Source organism: Synechococcus sp. PCC 6716 (assembly GCF_022570815.1).
GTDB classification, from domain to species: domain Bacteria; phylum Cyanobacteriota; class Cyanobacteriia; order Thermosynechococcales; family Thermosynechococcaceae; genus Thermosynechococcus; species Thermosynechococcus lividus.
On sequence record NZ_JAKLTU010000024.1, the window covers coordinates 16,271 to 34,748 of the forward strand.

Consider the following 18,478-nt stretch of genomic DNA (forward strand, 5'->3'; position numbering starts at 1 on the left):
AGTTAGCTTTGGGATTTTTCCAAGGTAGCTCAAGCATAGGTCAATGTTGAGAGGGATGCATCCAACTGCCCCCAACTGTGGCCATCCAGCGCCAACTGCTCAATGAGGCTGGCCAAGCGGAGTGCCTTGAGCGCCTGCTCCCCACCCACTGAGGGGGGCTGCCCACCCCGCACACAGTTCACAAAATGCTCTAGCTCAGCGTGCAGGGGTTCAATGTTACTGGTATAGACCTTCTCGATGAGGCCATCCTGCCGATACAGCACTTGGCCGTGATCAGCGCTACAACTAGCGGTGGTTTTGCGGTGGATGAGAATTTCGTTTTTCAGGAAATCGGCTTCCGTCAGCGAATTTTTGCAATGAGCCGCAATACGCCGCTGTTTGCGATGGGTCACCTTACTGGCGGTGAGGGTGGCAATAATGCCGTTGGCAAACCCTAGGGTGGCCGTTACATAGTCTAGGTACCCAGAATTCGCAGAGCGACTGCCCGCAGCCGTTAGGCGTACTATCGGTGAGCTGGTTAGCTCCAATAACAGATCAATGTCGTGGATCATTAAGTCCAAAACCACAGACACATCATTGGCGCGATCGGAGTACGGACTCATGCGATCCGCTTCTACTGCTAAAATTTCTTCAGTGCGCAGTACCTTACTCAGCTCTTGGAAGGCAGGGTTAAACCGCTCAATGTGACCCACCTGCAAAATGCACTGGCACTCCGCCGCAGCATTCACCAAGGACTCAGCTTCGCTAATACTGGCGGCAATGGGTTTTTCCACCAGTACATGGACCCCATAGCGCAAACAGGTAATGCCCACTTCATGGTGCAATCGTGTGGGCACTGCAATACACACGGCATCGACGTGGGGCAATAAATCAATATAGTTTTCAAAGAATTTAATTCGGTACTTGCTGGCTGTATCAATGCCGCGCTCTAGGTTGAGGTCGGAGATCCCCACTAATTCCACATCTTTGAGTAAACTCAAAACACGGGTGTGGTGCTGACCCATGTTGCCAACACCAATGACACCGATGCGCAGCGGGTCGGGCTGGGGACGGACGGCAGAACTCATCGTTTGTTGTTTCACTCCTCTCATTTACCCCTTAAACGCAACCGTGGAATGATTCGGCGTTGGCCACCACTGAAGTAGCATTTTCAGAAAGATGCTACCACAGCATTGCCAAATGTAAAGTTTTTAGTGATTGCTTGACGAACCCAATGACGACTAAAAAGGCGGTGGTGTTGCTCTCGGGCGGCTTGGACTCGAGCACGGTGTTATTTCGTGCCAAGGCATTGGGCTATGCATGCTATGCCCTTTCCTTTAACTATGGGCAACGCCATCAGCAGGAGTTAACCTCAGCGATCGCCATTGCGGCAGCGGCGGGGGTGGTACAGCACCACGTCATTCAGTTTGATTTACGGCTGTGGGGTGGCTCAGCCCTCACTGATCAAACCATTGACTTGCCCTGCGATCGCGACCTTAGCACCATGAGCCAAGAGATTCCGGTGACCTATGTGCCCGCCCGCAATACTATTTTTCTGAGTTTTGCCCTTGCTTACGCTGAGGCCATCCATGCCCAATCGGTTCACATTGGCGTGAATGCCCTTGACTATTCGGGCTATCCAGACTGTCGGCCTGACTATATTGCAGCCATGGCCGAGGTGTATCGGCTTGGTACCAAGCAGGGGCGCGAAGGAAACCCCATCGAGATCATCTGTCCCTTAATTGATCTGCACAAGACCGATATTATTCGCCTCGGCAATGAGTATGGCGTACCTTGGGAGAAAACCTGGTCTTGCTATAGTGACGGCGGCACTCACGAGCCAGCACGGGCCTGCGGTCGCTGTGATGCCTGTCGCTTGCGCTTGGCAGCCTTTGCGGCCTTGGGTCTAACCGATCCACTACCCTACACCCCCACCCACCCCGCCTAGGTTCGGTAAATCCCCCTTTTGCTACTTGGGGAAGCGATCGCACTATGGATAAAGAGAGGGTTAAACCCAGTATGGGTGTTGTGCCCCAGATCGAAGTTAGCCTGCAAAGGGAGTCTTAGTCGCTATGGCAAAAGTTGTCGGAATTGACCTTGGTACCACCAACTCCTGTGTGGCCGTTATGGAAGGGGGCAAGCCTACGGTTATTGCCAACGCTGAAGGGTTTCGGACAACCCCCTCCGTTGTCGCCTACACCAAAAATGGCGATCGCCTCGTGGGTCAAATCGCCAAACGGCAAGCGGTCATGAACCCCGAGAATACCTTCTATTCAGTGAAACGCTTCATTGGCCGTCGCTTCGATGAAGTAACCCACGAAACCACTGAAGTCTCCTACAAAGTTTTGAATGTCAACGGCAATGTCAAACTAGACTGCCCCGCCCAAGGCAAGCAATTTGCCCCCGAAGAAATTTCTGCCCAAGTCCTGCGCAAGCTGAAGGACGATGCTAGCAAATACCTAGGCGAAGAAGTGACCCAAGCGGTAATTACCGTACCCGCCTACTTCAACGATTCCCAACGCCAAGCCACCAAAGATGCCGGGCGCATTGCGGGTCTTGAGGTGCTGCGCATCATCAACGAACCAACCGCCGCTTCACTGGCCTACGGTTTGGATCGCAAGAGTAACGAAACCATTCTCGTGTTTGACCTAGGTGGAGGTACCTTTGATGTCTCCATCCTCGAAGTTGGCGATGGCGTCTTTGAAGTCCTAGCCACCTCCGGGGATACCCACTTGGGTGGAGACGATTTCGACAAAAAAATCGTGGACTTTTTGGCGGAGTCCTTCCGTGCCCAAGAAGGCATTGACCTGCGTAAAGACAAGCAAGCCCTACAGCGGCTCACAGAAGCTGCCGAAAAAGCCAAAATCGAGCTATCCAGCGTTACCCAAACAGAAATTAACTTACCCTTCATTACCGCCACCCAAGATGGGCCTAAGCATCTTGACATGACGCTGACGCGAGCCAAATTTGAAGAACTCTGCGCCGACTTGATTGAGCGTTGCCGGGTGCCCGTAGAGCAGGCACTCAAAGATGCCAAACTCAGCAAAGACCAAATTGATGAAGTCGTGTTGGTGGGGGGGTCAACCCGAATTCCGGCGATTCAGGAACTGGTGAAACGCTCCCTTGGCAAAGAACCCAACCAAAGCGTCAACCCCGATGAAGTGGTTGCCGTCGGGGCCGCCATTCAAGCTGGGGTACTCGCGGGTGAAGTCAAAGATATTCTACTGCTGGATGTTACTCCTCTCTCCCTCGGGGTAGAAACCCTTGGCGGGGTGATGACCAAAATTATTCCTCGCAACACCACAATCCCCACCAAAAAATCCGAAGTCTTTTCTACAGCGGTGGATGGCCAAACCAACGTGGAAATTCACGTCCTGCAAGGGGAGCGGGAAATGGCCGCCGATAACAAGAGCTTAGGCACCTTCCGTCTGGATGGCATTCCGCCTGCACCTCGTGGTGTGCCCCAGATTGAGGTCACCTTCGACATTGATGCCAACGGTATCCTGAACGTCAAAGCCCGCGACAAAGGAACGGGCAAGGAGCAGTCCATTAGCATTACCGGCGCTTCGACTCTGCCGAAGGAAGACGTTGAGCGGATGGTGCGCGAAGCAGAAATGAATGCCGCCGCTGATAAAGAAAAGCGCGAGAAAATCGAAACCAAGAACCAAGCAGAGCAACTCTGCTACCAAGCCGAGAAACAACTCGCCGAAATTGGGGATAAAGTCTCCAGTGGGGATAAGGACAAGCTCACGGCGCTGATTGCCAACCTGCGCTCGGAAATTGGCAGCGAGGCCGAGAAGAAACCAGTGGAGTCCATTGACTTCGGGCGGGTTAAATCCTTGATGCAGGAGCTACAACAAACCCTCTACAGCATCGGTGCGAGCGTCTATCAAAGCGGTGAGCCAAGCACTGCCACCGGTGGCGCCAGCAGTACAGGGGGTAGCTCTAGCAGCGGTGGTGATGATGTCATTGATGCGGAGTTCTCGGAGACCAAATAACTTGGTGGCTGGTTCCTAAATAAAATAGCCTCGGGGGGAATGCCTGCCCCCATGCTTGCGTTCAGACTAAGACTCCTTTTGCCCCCTAGGAACTCACTAGGGGGTTTATGATTATGGAGCCGACGTTACTACCAGATGGGCAACAGGTGTGGAAAACAGCGTAATTGACGTGGCTAATTGTGCATGGAGTCGGGCGATCGCCCATGGATGGGAGACTCCGTACCGCGTCCGCTATGCCAGTAATCTTGACGATGGACCATGGCATGGGATGCCCCTTGGGGGGTTTGGGGCAGGCTGTATTGGTCGCTCTTCGGCAGGGGACTTTAACCTTTGGCATTTAGATGGCGGTGAGCACCTGTTTCAAACGGTTCCCGCCTGTCAATTTAGCCTGTTTGAGCAGGGAACTGGTGCCTATGCCCTCGGTAGTCCACCAGCAGACGGTACCTTGGCAGCGTGGCAGTGGTATCCCGCCGGTCAGGGGACGTATAGCGCTCGCTATCCCCGCAGTGGGTTTGTGTACGATGGTGTGTTTAGCACCGACGTCAGTTGTGAGCAATTTTCGCCGATTCTGCCCCACAATTACCAAGAGACCAGTTATCCGTTGGCAGTGTTTCTGTGGCAGTTTCACAACCCTACCGCACAGCCTATCACCCTGAGCTTAATGTTCTCATGGCAGAACATGGTGGGCTGGTTTACGAATGCGACCCCCTCGTCCGCCATTGAGATCCGCGATGATGGCAGCCCCGTCTATACCTATACCCCCCGCTGGCGGCACAGTCAGGGGAATTTCAATGAAATTCTGCAAACGGAGCAGTACCATGGCTGGCGACTGCGGCGATCGCCCCATGCCACCCCACTGCAGGAAGGGGATGGAGAATGGGCCGCCCTTGTGCCGACAGGAGTAGGGGAATGTTTCTGGCACAGCCGCTGGAACCCCGATGGCGATGGAGCCGACCTCTGGCAGTATTTTGCCAAGGATGGCTCGCTTCCCAACTGCACCGACACCACCCCTGCCCACGAGTCAGAGCAAGTGGCCGCTGCCTTTGCCCTGCGGTTTACCGTAGCCCCTGGGCAGACCACCGAACTGCCAGTGGTGTTGGCGTGGGATTTACCTGTAACGGAGTTTGGTGCAGGGATTATCTATTACCGTCGCTATACCGATTTTTGCGATCGCTCCGGTCAAAATGCGGTTCGTTTGGCCAGCCGTGGCCTCCAGCACTATCGCCAGTGGCAACAGCAGATTCGCAGTTGGCAGCAACCCATTCTAGAACACCCCCACTGGCCGGACTGGTTCAAAATGGCGCTGTGCAATGAGTTGTACGTCCTCAGTAGTGGCGGGACGTTGTGGAGTGCCGCTAGCGATCGCGATCCCTTGGGGCAATTTGCTGTCCTAGAGTGCCTCGACTATCGCTGGTATGAAAGCTTAGATGTGCGCCTGTACGGTTCCTTTGCCCTGTTGCACCTGTGGCCAGACCTCGAAAAAACCGTGATGCGTGCCTTTGCCCGTGCCATTCCCACCGCTGACCCCACCCCGCGGATTATTGGCTATTTTTATCGCGGTGATCCAGCAACGGCCTACAGAGCACCCCGTAAAGTGGCCAATGCCGTTCCCCACGACCTAGGAGCACCCAACGAGCACCCGTGGGAGCGCACCAACTATACGGCCTACCAAGATTGCAACCTATGGAAAGACCTCGCTGCCGATTTTGTCCTACTGGTCTATCGTGATTTTTTGCTGACGGGGGGCAGTGATCTCGATTTTGCCCGCGAGTGTTGGCCAGCAGTTGTTGCTGCCTTAAACTACCTCAAACAGTTTGACACCGATGGCGATGGCCTCCCTGAAAATGGGGGTGCTCCAGATCAAACCTACGATGACTGGAGGTTACAAGGGGTCAGCGCCTACTGTGGGGGGCTGTGGCTGGCGGCTCTCGAAGCCGCGATCGCCTTGGCCACGGTACTCGAGCAACCGGAGGGCAAAACCTACGACCGATGGTTGCAACAAGCGCGCCCCCGCTACCATGCACTGCTGTGGAACGGTGCGTACTACCGCCTCGACACGGGTAGCGGCTCTGAGGTGGTAATGGCGGATCAACTCTGTGGCCAATTTTACGCCAAGCTTTTGGGCTTACCAGATATTGTGCCGCCCGAGTGTGCCCGTAAGGCTCTGGAAACCATTTACGATACCTGCTTCTTACAGTTTCACAATGGTACCTTGGGGGCAGCCAATGGCCTGTTGCCTAACGGCCAGCCCGAACATCCCCACGCCACCCATCCCCTAGAAGTCTGGATCGGCATTAACTTTGGCTTGGCGGCGTTTCTCTGGCAGAGTGGCATGACCGCAGAGGCATGGCGACTCGCAGAGGTTGTTGTGCAGCAGGTCTATGAACATGGCCTGCAATTTCGGACCCCAGAAGCGATTACAGCGCAGGGCACCTTTCGAGCCTGTATGTACCTGCGGCCAATGGCAATTTGGGCGCTGGCCATTGTGAGCCAAGGCGATCCCCACAAAACCTGAAAATTTCGTAATCTAGGTTACATTGTTGCAGTTTGTTAAGCCGCGACAATGGTGAGCAACGAGTTGCCCGTCTATGATAGGGGGGTAGCGCATCAGCAGTCATGATTTAGAATTACCTATGGATAATCTTAGTCAACGCTACCTACGTCTTTGCCAAGCCTACAGCCAGCTGGCGGAGCGCTATACTAAACTAGATATTGACCATATGACCCTGCGGGAGCGGCTTKTCCCGTTCCTGATGGCCTTTAAGTACTACAAACAAATGGCTGAGCAACTGAGTACCGAAAAGCTAGCCATGCAGCAAGAGATCAATGACCTGCGCGATCGCTACCAGACATTGGCTAGCCAAACTGGGGACGTTCCAGTCAATGCCGAGCTATTAGCCGCCCTGAGTGAGGCAGAGGGGCAAATGGCTCTCATTGAAGAAACCCTGAAGGAGCAAGACACCGATCTTGACCCCAACTTGCTGCCTATGGAAAAGCAATTATTGGAAGAGTACACAGCAGGGGTCGGTGACTTTCAGGCACTGCTGCCCCACTCGTCAAGTCGCTCTGAGGGTGCCTCCTAAATGCTCTCGCCTGCCAGTGAAGAATTTGTGGCTCTGTGCCGCACTCAACTCAAGCTGGTTGTCACGACCTTAGGTGCCTCCTCACTGGCAGTGTATCTCAGTGAAACCCTCAGCGATCGCCCCTCCTGGTCGCCCGTCGTCGTCTATCCTGACTCCCCCTCACCCTTGGCGCTGCCATCCGCGTTGGCTCTTCCTGCGGCACCATTGACAGGCTCCTCCGCGTTACCACCTGTTGAACTCTTTTCTTCCTTGGCGAATCAATTACTATTGCCCTTGATGTACCAAAACTGGGTCTTGGGGGTATTGGTGGCGCAACGGGAGCAGCAGCCTTGGCTGGCAGCGGAGCGAGAACAGTTACAACAAGTCGCCCAAACCTTGGCGATCGCCTGTGTTTTGGATCAGCGACAGCAGTGGCTAAGCCACTCCAGCACCGCCCTTGATCAGCAGCAACAGCACTTTGAAAATGTTCTCCACCAACTGCGTAATCCAGTTGCGGCAATTCGCACCTTTGTCAAGCTGTTGCTCAAACACCTAGAACCTAGCCATCGTGGTCGTTCTCTTGCGGAGGGGATTGCCAAAGAAACGGAACGCTTGATGGCACTCCTGAATGATTATCGCCAACAGCGTGCTGACCTGCCCGCCCTCAGCGCTGCGGCTCCGCTGACCTTAGTGGGAACCCCCATAGACCTACGGGTCGCCCTAGCCCCCCTCATTGAAGCCGCGCAAGCCCGCGCTGAAATGGAAGGTAAAACCTTTGCGGTTGAGATACCGGACGCGCTGCCTCCCCTATGGCTGGACACGCGGGTCTGCCAAGAGGTCGTGAGCAACTTACTGGATAATGCCTTCAAGTACACCTCAACGGGCAGTACCATTGGCTTGCGCCTCACGGTGATGGCTGAGAGTGTGGAGTTGAGGGTATGGGATAACGGCTGTGGCATCCCAGCAGCAGTGCAGCCCCACCTCTTTACCCGTGGCTATCGCGGTGTGCAATCAGACAGCGAGGTGGAAGGAACAGGGTTAGGTTTAGCGATCGCCCAAGAGTTGCTGCGCCCCTACAATCTGAGCTTAAACGTCATCAGTCCCTATCCTGCCGATAGTGATCATGGCACCGCTTTTACCCTAACGCTGCCGGTGCATACCACTGCCGTCGTGGGAGGTTCGCCGTGAGTTCCCTAAAGCAACAACTGCTCCGGTGGGGGAGTCAATGGCATCAACGGATGGTGCTGATCTTCTGCGTCCCACTCTTGATTAGTGCCATCACTGGTCTGGCGCATCGCTTGGGGCGTAGTTGGCTAGGGCTATCGAAGGACTTTGGCCGCGTCATGATGACGTTGCACGAAGGCCGTTACCTCGGTGAATGGATGATCCCCATCTACGTCCTAGCCGTTGGTCTGGGGGTATTGGCCATTCTGGCAACTGGGCTAGTGCTCCTGTGGGGGCGATCGCTACCCGCGAAGGGAACAGCACGACAGGTTCATCATCTAGTTGCTGGTGTGGCGGCGCTCCCCCTGTTCATCAGTGCCACCACTGGCATTGCCTATCGCTTAGGGCGCAATTGGCTAGGGCTGTCGAAGGAACAGGCAGCGATTTTCCTGAGCTTGCACCAGGGCACCTACTGGGGTGAGGCGGGTCGTCCATTCTATATTTTGGCCGTGGGGTTAAGTGTATTAACGCTGATCGGCACAGGCGTAACCCTACTGCCGCGCCGGTGGTTCACCCCAACCCCCACCGCTGAGTAAATGTTACAAACTATGAGCAACCGTTGCCAAAGGTTAGCTCCTATGGACTAATAAGTACAGCACTTGATCGCCCATTCGTTTGTACCTTAAGGAGTCGTTCATGGCACTGACCGATACCCAAGTTTATATTGCCCTTGTAATTGCCCTCCTCCCCGCAGTACTCGCGTTCCGACTTTCAGCAGAGCTGTACAAATAGCCGCTCGCTGGAGCAACGCAAGCAATTACAGCCCTCATTACCTATAACGTTCTTAATTGTGGCAGTTCCTCACAGTGTGAAGTTTAGCAATGGGGAACTGCTTTTGTTGTTTATACTAAAAAGTACCTTTGCTCGCGCTAATTACCATGGCTCAGTCATCGCAATCCTCCAATATTCCTCCAGCCGTTTGGGAGGGGCTTGCCAAAATTGGCGTGAATATCCTACTGCTCACTTTTGGGGTGGCGGCGATCGCCAAAATCGTACCCCACCAACTCAGCCAACTACAGAAACTCACTGCCTTAGAAGCAGAAGTTCACCAGCTAGAGCAGCGAGTGACTCAGCTTAAACAAGAACAGCAACGAGATCTCCAGCCCCAAGCATGGCAGCGCATTGCCCAAGAAGAAGCCAATCTCATTGCTGCCAACCAACGCCGGATTATTTGGGTGCAACCGGACACCACCAAGCGAGATCCGCAATAGTTCCTCCCCCCAAATAGACCTCTCAAGCAGATAGCTGCGAGGGCTCGTGCTCAGTCTGGGGTTTCTGGCGCTCCAGTAATTAACTTTGGGGAATTAGTGGAGGCCGTGCTGGAAACCGTTGTATCCACAATACAGGGCAGTCGCGCGGCTTTTAGCCCCCGCTTAATCACGGCTAGGGTTTCCTTAAACAGCACAAATAGGGGCAGATGGCGATTTGCCCCTTCGCTAAAGATATCGCGGTATTGCAGGGGCATATCCCAGCTATAGCTTCGACTCAGGAGCAGTTGTGACTGGCGCCACCGCATCAGCAGTTCGGTAAAATTTTCCCCGGGACGATGGATAAATACCAATAGCTCAACATCCGTTTTCACCTTCCATTCTGGATCGCACATCAGAAAAACAAGGTCGCAGGGCACCAGCGCTGACTTCACTTGGGGACGTTGATTACTGGTATGAGCGGCAGGAATTTGAATTTCCGCAATTGGCAGTGGAATGGGAATCAGACTTTCTTGGGGTCGCCGCATACTGGGAATCATTTCCAGATAGGGGCGATACTGCCGCAACAGTTCAGTGGCGTGCAGTGGATCGGTGTAGTGTACCAGCGTGTGCTCGTACAGGTTGGGAGCGATCGCCATAGAATTAAAGCTCACCGAGCGCGACTATTGCTATCCTAGGCGAGGGGTTACGGTAACAGCAAGGCACCCTTAAGCCACCGACTGCTGTGCCAGTTGCTCTAGCTGCGGCAAGCTCTGAATCTGCAGTTGCTGTTTAGCCGCATCAATTTTGACCCAGCCTTTGGCTGCCAGTTTGTCTAAAAGCTGCTGTGCTTCCTCAGGGCTGATATTGGCCACATCTGCGAGATCCTTAATCGGCACATTGAAAATAACTGCGGTGTGGGCATTGCCGCCATTCCGCTGTCCGTAGCGGCGACCAAGGTTGACCAGTACATTGGCTAGCTTTACGGCTGAGGGCTGGTGGGCTAACTCAATGCGCGCATTCGTGAGGCGCAACCGTTGTGCCATTAACTGCAACATCCGGTAATGTAAATCTGGGTCTTGGCGCAGGGTGAGGGTAAATTTTTGAGCAGGAACCGAGAGAACTTCAGCGGTACACAGGGCAACCACATCGGTCGAGCGGGGCGACTGGTCTAAAATGGCCATCTCGCCAAAAAAGTCCCCAGGCCCGAGGATTGCAAGGGTGGTAAAGTCACCATTGGGCAACAGCCGCCGTACCTTGACCCAGCCCGCCAAAATAAAGTAAACGGCATTCCCCCAAGCATCTTCAATTAAAATGGCTCGTCCCGCCGGATAGGTATTGTGCCAAGCCACGGCAAGCATAGAGGCGAGGGATTCTTTGGAACTCTCACTAAAAAGGGGAAAGAGTTGACTAAAGTTGTCTGTCTCGATGCCTGCCATAACAACCTGATAAGTGAGTGTTGGACTAGTTGAGGGCAAGGAACCCTCCCCCTAGAATACGCGATCGCCTTTAGGTTCAGTGTGACTCCTGATCAAAATTGCATTGATTACCTGCAAACAACTAGCCACAGAGGCGTGCGAAAGACCGCTCAACGGCTGCGATCGCTGCCTCGATGTCTGCCGCACTGACAATTAAAGGCGGCACAAAACGAACCACTTTAGGTCCGGCGGGCACCAGCAACAGTCCCTCGCCAATGGCTGCTTTGACAACCTCCGCTGCGGTGAGGTTTGACTCTGCAGTTAACTCCAAGCCGTTAATTAAGCCCCAGCCGCGCACGTCGGCAATACGTTGGGGATACCGGTTGGCAAGGGCACGGAGTCCGGCGCGTAATTGCTCACCGCGATCGCTCACATTTTGCAGCAGCTTCTCCTGCTCAATCGTTTCACAAACCGTTAGGGCGGCTGCTGTGGCCAAGGGATTGCCACCAAACGTACTGGCATGATCGCCAGGCTGAAACACTGCACAAAACTCTTTAGAGAGCATGGCACCAATGGGAATACCCCCAGCTAATCCTTTCGCTGAGGTAAAAATATCCGGCTCCACTCCAAGGGTCTCATAGCCCCAGAGGCGACCCGTGCGACCCATGCCAACCTGCACTTCATCAAAGATTAACAAAATCCCTTTTTGATCGCAGAGTTGCCGTACCTGCTCAAAATAGAGGCGATCGCCCGGACGCACCCCCCCCTCTCCTTGCAATGGCTCCAGCAGAATTGCTGCCACCTGCGGCTGAGGTTGATCCAACGACTCCACCAGATCTGCTAACGCTGCAAAATCGTTGTAGGGGACATAGGCAAACCCCGGCACCAGCGGATCAAAATGCTGCTGGTACTTTGGCTGGCCTGTGGCCGTAATGGTGGCAAGGGTACGGCCATGGAAACTGGCTTGCGCGGTAATAATAACCGGATGAGCAATCTGACGCACCGTATGGGCATATTTGCGCGCCAACTTAATGGCGGCCTCGTTCGCTTCGGCACCCGAATTACAGAAAAAGACGCGATCGGCACAGGAGTGATTAACCAGCCATTGGGCTAAAGCCCCCTGCTGCGGGATGTAGTACAGGTTAGAGACATGGTGCAGGGTTTGAATTTGCTGGCTAACCGTTGCCACCAACGCCGGATGGGCATGTCCCAACGTACAGGTGGCAATTCCGGCCACAAAATCTAGGTAGCTGCGCCCCTCATCATCCCAAACACGGCACCCCTCCCCGCGGGTTAAGGTCAAGGGAAACCGCCCATAGGTGGTCATCACCACCTGATCAAACTGTACTGGATCAGCACTAGCGGGAGGAACGGCAACAGCAGACTCTGGACTCACGGCACAACATCCTAAACGTATTGCGGCAGTGCTTGCCATCTTAGCACTAGCTCCCCAAGGGACGTTGGTGTGATGCTTGAGCAAGACTCTAGACCTGAAAACTATAAATAGTGCTTATTGACCCTTACGGCTCGCTTCGTTACACTACTGCTAGTATCACTCTAGCCCGTAGTCCTGTTATGGAAATTTCATGATGGTGCAAAACCCCCCTCGCCCCCAGACCACTTTCCCCGTTAATGCAGCCACCGCCTATCCTGTGTTCTACCGTACCTACAGCCGCCAAGATGACGCAGGACAGCGGGAAAGTTGGCAGCAGGTCTGCGATCGCACCATCCAAGGCTTAAAAGAGGTTGGCCATCTCAGCGCCGATGAAGTGGCTCTGCTCACCCAAATGCAACAGGAGATCAAGGCACTGCCATCGGGGCGGTGGCTATGGGTAGGCGGCACCGACTGGGTAAAGCGCCCGGAAAATTACTCCGGTGCCTATAACTGCACCAGCACCAACGTCGTTGACTGGGACTCGTTCGGGCTGATGATGGATTTGGCGATGCAAGGGTGCGGTACGGGTGCCGTCCTTGAGCATAAATACATCAGCCAATTGCCTCCTATCCGTAATCGCTTGGATATTGACGTGGTGGGCACCATTGGAAAAACGCCAAAAGCCCAGCGCCAAGACTGCACCACAGTCACCGTTGAGGGTAGCCACGTTCACATCAAAGTAGGCGATAGCCGCCAAGGATGGGTTAAATCCTACCAAACCATCCTTGAGCTATCCAGTGACATGCAATTTGATGGACACGTTACCATTACCATCGACATTAGCGATGTCAGACCCACAGGAGAGCGCTTAAAAGGCTTTGGTGGCGTAGCTAACCCCGTCAAACTACCCGACCTCTACCATCGCTGTGCTGCAATTTTGAATGCTGCCCTTGGTCGCCAACTTACCTCAGTAGAATGTTGCTTGCTCATTGATGAAGCAGCAACCGTAGTCGTTGCCGGAAACGTGAGGCGCAGCGCAGGTATGCGTCAAGGGGACAGCAATGATGCCGAGTTTGCCGCCGCCAAGCAAAACCTATGGCAGCAGGATGAACAGGGGAACTGGTTTATTGACCCCAAACGCGATGCCTTACGCATGGCCAACCATACCCGCGTCTTTCATCGCAAACCAACCTTACAGGAATGCATTGAAGCAGTACGTAGTCAGTTTTATAGTGGCGAAGGGGCGATCCAGTGGGCAGGGGAAGCCGTCGCCCGTGCCAACGCCGATATTCTCACCAACCCAGACCTCAAACACCGCTTTTTGCGCGCCTATGACACTGGACAAGCAGACTTGCTCTTGCGTCAGTTAGCCCCCAAGGCAGATGAACGGGAAATCAACCACCGCCTTGGTCGCTATGGCCTGAACCCATGCGTTACCGCCGAAACTTGGATTCATACAGGCGACGGGCCGCGGCAAGTCAAGGATTTAATTGGTCGTCAACACAGCACCTATATCAACGGCGAACTCTTCAGCACTACACCAGACGGCTTCTTTTTTACAGGTATTAAACCTGTTGTCAAACTGCAAACCAAGGCAGGGTTTTCCCTTCGCCTCACCCCGAATCACCAAGTCCTAAAAGTTACGGCCCAAACCCAGCAAAAACAATACAGCGAATGGGTCGAAGTTGGTGAGTTGCGACCGGGGGATCGGGTTTTGCTCCATAACCATCGAGGGATTCAACCTTGGGATGGGATAGGAACGGCAGCGGAAGGTTGGCTACTGGGGAGCTTATTAGGCGATGGCAGTTTAGGGACAACTCAATGGCGTGATATTGGGCTACTGCGATTTTGGCAAGAGTCCCGTGTGGAACTGAGCCAATACGCGCGGGAATTACTAGCTACGGTGGTAGATTATCGAGCTCGCGCTGCGGCGACCTATGAACACAAAACCCTGAACCATCAGGTGATCAACTCCACTGGCCTAGCCCAGTTAGCAGCGAAGTTTGGCTTAAAGCCCGGTCGTAAGGTCATTACGCCAGCGATTGAACAGGCCAGTTATGAGTTTTACCAAGGTTTTTTACGGGGCTTATTCGACGCTGATGGCAGTGTTCAAGGTAGCCAAGACAAAGGCGTGAGTGTTCGCCTATGCCAAAGCAACCTCGAAACCCTCAAAGCTGTGCAGCGAATGCTAGCCCGCTTGGGGATTATTGCCACCATCTATCAAAATCGGAGGCCAGAAGGCTTGCGGTTGCTACCTGATAGTCAGCGGCAGCCGAGCCTCTACCACTGCCAATCTCAGCATGAGTTAGTAATTAGCCAAGATAATTTGCTCCATTTTCAAGAATTGATCGGATTCCAAGAGCCAACCAAGCAGGCTAAACTCCAGAAACTCTTGAGTGGCTATCAACGGCAACTGAATCGGGAACGGTTTGCGGTAGTAGTGGAAGCGATTACGCCTGATGGAGAAGCTGCCGTTTACGACTGCTCTGTGCCCGGCCCGAATCGGTTCGACGCCAATGGCTTAGTGGCTCACAACTGTGGTGAGATTATCTCTGCGGATTTCCACTGCAACCTCTCAGAGATTCATCTCAACCAAATTGACCCTGCGGATACAGTGACCCAAGCAAACGCCTTCAAAGCAGGAGCCATCTCCGTAGCCGCCTTATTGCACCATCGTTTTGAAGTAGAACGCTATCGCTATGCCCGTGAGTTAGACCCTATTGTTGGCGTTAGCTTCACCGGACTATTCGACTTTTTCGTTCATGCCTTTGGGACGGCGTGGCTAGAGTGGTGGGCACAGGGACGACCAGGCACTCCGCAGGGTCAATTTTTCAAAACCCAAGAGGCCAGCTACTTGCAACGCTGGCGGGATATTGTTCATGCTGCCGTATGGGAGTATTGCGATCGCCATGGCTTAAAACAACCGAACCGCTGTACGACCGTGCAACCTGCAGGGACAAAATCCCTACTCACTGGGGCATCTCCTGGCTGGCATCCCCCCAAAGCCCAACGGTTTATCCGCCGCATTACTTTCCGCAAAGGTGACGCTGTTGCGATGGCCTGCTATGACTACGGCTATAACATCATCCCATCGCAATCGGATAAAGATGAGCAGGGCAAACTGTTGGATGACCCCTTTGACCCGCGCTGTACCGAGTGGCTCGTTGAAATTCCTGTCGCCGTTTCCTGGGCAGACCTGCCCGGCGCAGACGCGATCGACATTAGCCAATTTTCTGCGCTGGCTCAATTTGACTTTTATATGCAAGTGCAGCAGCACTACACCACCCACAACACCAGTGCCACGATTGAGTTGCGGGAGCACGAAATTGAACCATTGGCCACCGCCATTTATGAGGCCATTCAGCAGGATCAGGGCTATATCTCTGCGGCATTATTAGCACGTTTTGATGCTAATGAAACCTTCCCGCGATTGCCCTTTGAACCCATTAGCAAACAACGGTATGACGCAGAAGTGGCGGCAGTCGCACAACGGCGGCGGATCCATGATTTCCATGCGGCATTATCTCGCTACACGCAACCGCTTGAAGAGGCAGGCCCCGCTGGCTGTGACTCTGATAAGTGCCTGAAGTAGTCAGATATCCCTAGCTGTTGCTAATTGCTTAAGTTTGTACCTCCCCCGGTTTAACCAGAGGGGAGAGAGTTATTTGGGCAGCTTGGTAAACCAATTGCGCTTGGCACGATCCAGTTGCCCTTGCACCGCCCCCGAGACCATACTCAGATCGGCGCCTGAAATATCCGCTGCGGTAAAGTTAGCCCCTGAAATCGAGGCATCCTGCAACCGTGCCCCTTTCAAGTTCGCTTTTTCAAGGTTTGCATGCACCAGATAAGCGCCGTTCAGGTTCGCTTCGCTAAGATTCGCCCCCTGCAAATTCGCCTCCCGCAACACAGCCCCCGCTAAAATACACCCCTTCAGATCAGCATTAGACAAATTGGCGTTTGCGAAGTTCGCTCCCGATAAATCCGCATGACGGAGCACCACATTGGACAAGTCAACATCCACAAAATCCCGCTCACCCCGTTTGTAAGCCGTGAGAAGTTGGGCTGCCGTCAGTCGAGGAGTTACTTTTGCGCGCAGGTGCTGGCCACCGCCTGCCCCGACCAGTGGGGGGCCGCCGGGTCCCCCCATGCGAGATTGGCGAACTCGTGCCGCTTGGGCATTATGACTCACCGAGGATGCATAACTGCTACGCCCTAGCATTGGCTTGCCGCCCCGACTGGGGGGTGCCGAGAGTGCGCTGCTGAGGTCATCATCAGCACTTTGTGAGGATGCATTTGTGGCACTTGACCGTTTGGCAGACAAAAGTTGCAAATCTGCCAAAACCTCCATCGCTGTTTGGTAGCGATTTTTAATGGCATCCTCTAGCATCTTGTCTAGCAGTGCCGTAAATTCCGGAGAAATGTTCTTGGCGTACTTCTTCCACTGCCACTCACCCGTGCGCGGGTCTCGCTCGATTTCTTTGGGCGATTTCCCCGTCAACAGATAGACACAGGTCACCCCTAAGGCATAAATGTCACTGGCATAGATGGGGCGCATGGCCATCTGTTCTGGGGGTGCATACATGGGGGTACCCACTGCAAAGCTCGTAAAGGTCGAGAGTTCGGGGGCATTTTCCACCATGGCTTGGGTGACTTTATCTTTGACAGCACCAAAGTCAATGAGGACAAGTTTGTTATCAATTTCGCGGCGAATGAGGTTGGCAGGCTTAATGTCACGGTGGATGACCTCGTTTTTGTGGAGATAATCCAAAATCGGCAAGACTTCTTGGAGCACTTGTTTGACATCTTCCTCCGTTTTGGCTCCAAAGCGCTTGACTTCCTGTTGCAGGGTTAAGCCACCGACGTACTCTTGAATGAGGTAGAACTCATTGTCGGTTTCAAAGTAGCCCAGAAGCCGGGGCAATTGCGGGTGGTTGCCAATTTTGCCCAGGGTGGTGGCCTCTCGCAGAAATAGTTCCCGCGCCATGGCCAGAATGTGGGGAGCCGACGCTGCGGGGCGTAATTGTTTGATCACGCAGCTAGGGTTACCGGGCAGCTTGGTGTCAACCGCAAGAAAGGTTGTGCCAAAGCCTCCCCTCCCAAGAACACGAATGGCTCGATATTGATCGTTGAGAAGCAGCTTACTGCCGCAGGCTTGGCAAATATCCAAACCATCAGGATTGTCTGGTTTGACACAGCTCGGATTCAGGCAGTAACTCATAAGCAGCCAAGGGGATGAACATTGGGGTTCAACAGGGGCTTAGGTGACAGCATATCCTACCAGAGATGACCAGTAATCGTCGTCATAGGGTAGAGCAACAGACTGCTGCTAGTAACCTTGCATCGCAGATACACAAACTCGGTGGGCAAGGGGTTGCTCCGTGTATTTACGATACTCTTTTTTCTCTGCTTGCCCCTATCCGTAAAATTACGGAAGTTTTTATTACGGCTCCTGTTGAGGCAGACATAAAGGCGTAGGGGGTAGCCCCCCGAGTTGTTTGATCGGTCTGATTGTGGAGCAAGCTGTATGATACAAGGGTAGCACTTTCGATTTTAGTTGTTCGCAGTTTTGGGTTATGGTGACGTCCCCAATGGAGGGTGATGCGCTAGGGGAGCTACCTTGCGATCGCCAGCAAGTTTTGGCGTGGCTTGCGGAGCATGTGCCAGCACCGCGTCTGCAACATATTCTGCGGGTAGAAACGATGGCTGCTGAGTTAGCCGTTGTTCACGGTTTGGATGTAACGCGGGCAGCGTGGGCGGGGTTGTTGCACGATTTAGCCAAATATTTCCCGCCGCAGACACTCTTGGCGATGGCGCAGGAAGCGGCATTACCCATCACTGAGGTGGATACCGCCGATCCGCACTTGCTCCATGCGCAGGTGAGTGCGTTGGTGGCTCGGCAAGAGTTTGGGGTAACGGATGCGCAGGTTTTGGCGGCAGTGGCCAACCACACCCTGGGCCAGCCGGGGATGGATGAGTTGAGCTGTGTGATCTTTTTAGCTGATAGCCTAGAGCCGGGGCGCGGCCAAACCCTAGAACTGGATGAATTACGGCGGATTGCCCGGCTGAACTTGCAGGAGGCTGTGTGGCGAGTGTGCGATCGCACCCTGGCTTGGCTTATTGATCAGCACCGCTTAATTCACCCCCGCATGGTGTTGACCCGTAACTGGGCGATGCAGGTGGCACCCCCAAGCCGTAAAAAGAGGATGGCTATCAAGACTGGCGCTTAGCGGTTCTG

General features: G+C 53.9%; 15 protein-coding genes. 10 read left to right on the top strand and 5 right to left on the bottom strand.

The window, feature by feature from the left end:
* Positions 1-29: 29 nt before the first annotated feature.
* Positions 30-1,067 (bottom strand): Gfo/Idh/MocA family oxidoreductase, encoded by a 1,038-nt coding sequence (locus L5220_RS10415; RefSeq protein ID WP_448515238.1) that lies wholly within the window; start codon positions 1,065-1,067, stop codon positions 30-32.
* A gap of 146 nt (positions 1,068-1,213) precedes the next feature.
* Between L5220_RS10415 and queC the strand changes: the two genes are divergently transcribed.
* The 8 genes from queC to L5220_RS10455 all read left to right on the top strand — a co-directional run bounded on the left by queC (position 1,214) and on the right by L5220_RS10455 (position 9,474).
* Complete coding sequence (queC, locus tag L5220_RS10420) at positions 1,214-1,927, top strand: 7-cyano-7-deazaguanine synthase QueC (protein WP_099797715.1); 714 nt, start codon at positions 1,214-1,216, stop codon at positions 1,925-1,927.
* A 124-nt stretch (positions 1,928-2,051) separates the two neighbouring features.
* On the top strand, positions 2,052-3,977 hold the full coding sequence (gene dnaK, locus L5220_RS10425) for a molecular chaperone DnaK (protein WP_499573446.1): 1,926 nt from the start codon (positions 2,052-2,054) through the stop codon (positions 3,975-3,977).
* 148 nt (positions 3,978-4,125) lie between these two features.
* Entirely contained in the window at positions 4,126-6,492 is a 2,367-nt protein-coding gene (locus L5220_RS10430) for a GH116 family glycosyl hydrolase (RefSeq protein WP_499573448.1), read from the top strand.
* Between the two features lie 118 nt (positions 6,493-6,610).
* Complete coding sequence (locus L5220_RS10435) at positions 6,611-7,060, top strand: hypothetical protein (protein WP_499573450.1); 450 nt, start codon at positions 6,611-6,613, stop codon at positions 7,058-7,060.
* On the top strand, positions 7,061-8,227 hold the full coding sequence (locus L5220_RS10440) for a GAF domain-containing sensor histidine kinase (protein WP_499573452.1): 1,167 nt from the start codon (positions 7,061-7,063) through the stop codon (positions 8,225-8,227). It begins immediately after the preceding gene.
* Positions 8,224-8,799 carry a PepSY domain-containing protein gene (locus L5220_RS10445; protein ID WP_448515233.1) on the top strand — a complete coding sequence of 192 codons (576 nt, stop codon included), beginning with the start codon at positions 8,224-8,226 and terminating at the stop codon, positions 8,797-8,799. The genes L5220_RS10440 and L5220_RS10445 overlap by 4 nt, the downstream gene beginning before the upstream one ends.
* Positions 8,800-8,899: 100 nt before the next feature.
* Positions 8,900-8,995, top strand: coding sequence for a photosystem I reaction center subunit XII (gene psaM / locus L5220_RS10450; RefSeq protein ID WP_099797727.1), 96 nt, complete (start codon positions 8,900-8,902; stop codon positions 8,993-8,995).
* A gap of 146 nt (positions 8,996-9,141) precedes the next feature.
* Entirely contained in the window at positions 9,142-9,474 is a 333-nt protein-coding gene (locus L5220_RS10455) for a slr1601 family putative cell division protein (protein WP_499573454.1), read from the top strand.
* 50 nt (positions 9,475-9,524) lie between these two features.
* Here the strand turns inward: L5220_RS10455 and L5220_RS10460 are convergent, their stop codons facing one another.
* The 3 genes from L5220_RS10460 to L5220_RS10470 form a co-directional block, all read right to left on the bottom strand.
* Positions 9,525-10,124, bottom strand: coding sequence for a hypothetical protein (locus L5220_RS10460; protein WP_499573456.1), 600 nt, complete (start codon positions 10,122-10,124; stop codon positions 9,525-9,527).
* Between the two features lie 54 nt (positions 10,125-10,178).
* Complete coding sequence (locus tag L5220_RS10465) at positions 10,179-10,889, bottom strand: Crp/Fnr family transcriptional regulator (RefSeq protein WP_099799781.1); 711 nt, start codon at positions 10,887-10,889, stop codon at positions 10,179-10,181.
* Between the two features lie 121 nt (positions 10,890-11,010).
* Positions 11,011-12,195, bottom strand: coding sequence for an aspartate aminotransferase family protein (locus L5220_RS10470; RefSeq protein WP_499573496.1), 1,185 nt, complete (start codon positions 12,193-12,195; stop codon positions 11,011-11,013).
* Between the two features lie 262 nt (positions 12,196-12,457).
* Here L5220_RS10470 and nrdJ point away from each other — a divergent pair, with 262 nt between their 5' ends.
* Complete coding sequence (gene nrdJ, locus L5220_RS10475; protein WP_499573498.1) at positions 12,458-15,835, top strand: ribonucleoside-triphosphate reductase, adenosylcobalamin-dependent; 3,378 nt, start codon at positions 12,458-12,460, stop codon at positions 15,833-15,835.
* A gap of 69 nt (positions 15,836-15,904) precedes the next feature.
* On the opposite strand, the gene L5220_RS10480 is transcribed toward nrdJ, so the two are convergent.
* Entirely contained in the window at positions 15,905-17,461 is a 1,557-nt protein-coding gene (locus L5220_RS10480; RefSeq protein ID WP_499573458.1) for a serine/threonine-protein kinase, read from the bottom strand.
* A gap of 355 nt (positions 17,462-17,816) precedes the next feature.
* On the opposite strand from L5220_RS10480, the gene yqeK reads away from it, so the two are divergent.
* Entirely contained in the window at positions 17,817-18,470 is a 654-nt protein-coding gene (yqeK, locus tag L5220_RS10485) for a bis(5'-nucleosyl)-tetraphosphatase (symmetrical) YqeK (RefSeq protein ID WP_499573460.1), read from the top strand.
* The last annotated feature ends 8 nt before the right edge of the window (positions 18,471-18,478 follow it).

Coding starts and splice junctions, on each gene's coding strand:
- L5220_RS10415 (WP_448515238.1), bottom strand. CDS start 1,067: ATGAGTTCTGCCGTCCGTCCCCAGCCCGACCCGCTGCGCATCGGTGTC.
- yqeK (WP_499573460.1), top strand. CDS start 17,817: ATGGTGACGTCCCCAATGGAGGGTGATGCGCTAGGGGAGCTACCTTGC.
- dnaK (WP_499573446.1), top strand. CDS start 2,052: ATGGCAAAAGTTGTCGGAATTGACCTTGGTACCACCAACTCCTGTGTG.
- nrdJ (WP_499573498.1), top strand. CDS start 12,458: ATGGTGCAAAACCCCCCTCGCCCCCAGACCACTTTCCCCGTTAATGCA.
- psaM (WP_099797727.1), top strand. CDS start 8,900: ATGGCACTGACCGATACCCAAGTTTATATTGCCCTTGTAATTGCCCTC.
- L5220_RS10465 (WP_099799781.1), bottom strand. CDS start 10,889: ATGGCAGGCATCGAGACAGACAACTTTAGTCAACTCTTTCCCCTTTTT.
- L5220_RS10480 (WP_499573458.1), bottom strand. CDS start 17,461: ATGAGTTACTGCCTGAATCCGAGCTGTGTCAAACCAGACAATCCTGAT.
- L5220_RS10455 (WP_499573454.1), top strand. CDS start 9,142: ATGGCTCAGTCATCGCAATCCTCCAATATTCCTCCAGCCGTTTGGGAG.
- L5220_RS10470 (WP_499573496.1), bottom strand. CDS start 12,195: ATGACCACCTATGGGCGGTTTCCCTTGACCTTAACCCGCGGGGAGGGG.
- queC (WP_099797715.1), top strand. CDS start 1,214: ATGACGACTAAAAAGGCGGTGGTGTTGCTCTCGGGCGGCTTGGACTCG.
- L5220_RS10440 (WP_499573452.1), top strand. CDS start 7,061: ATGCTCTCGCCTGCCAGTGAAGAATTTGTGGCTCTGTGCCGCACTCAA.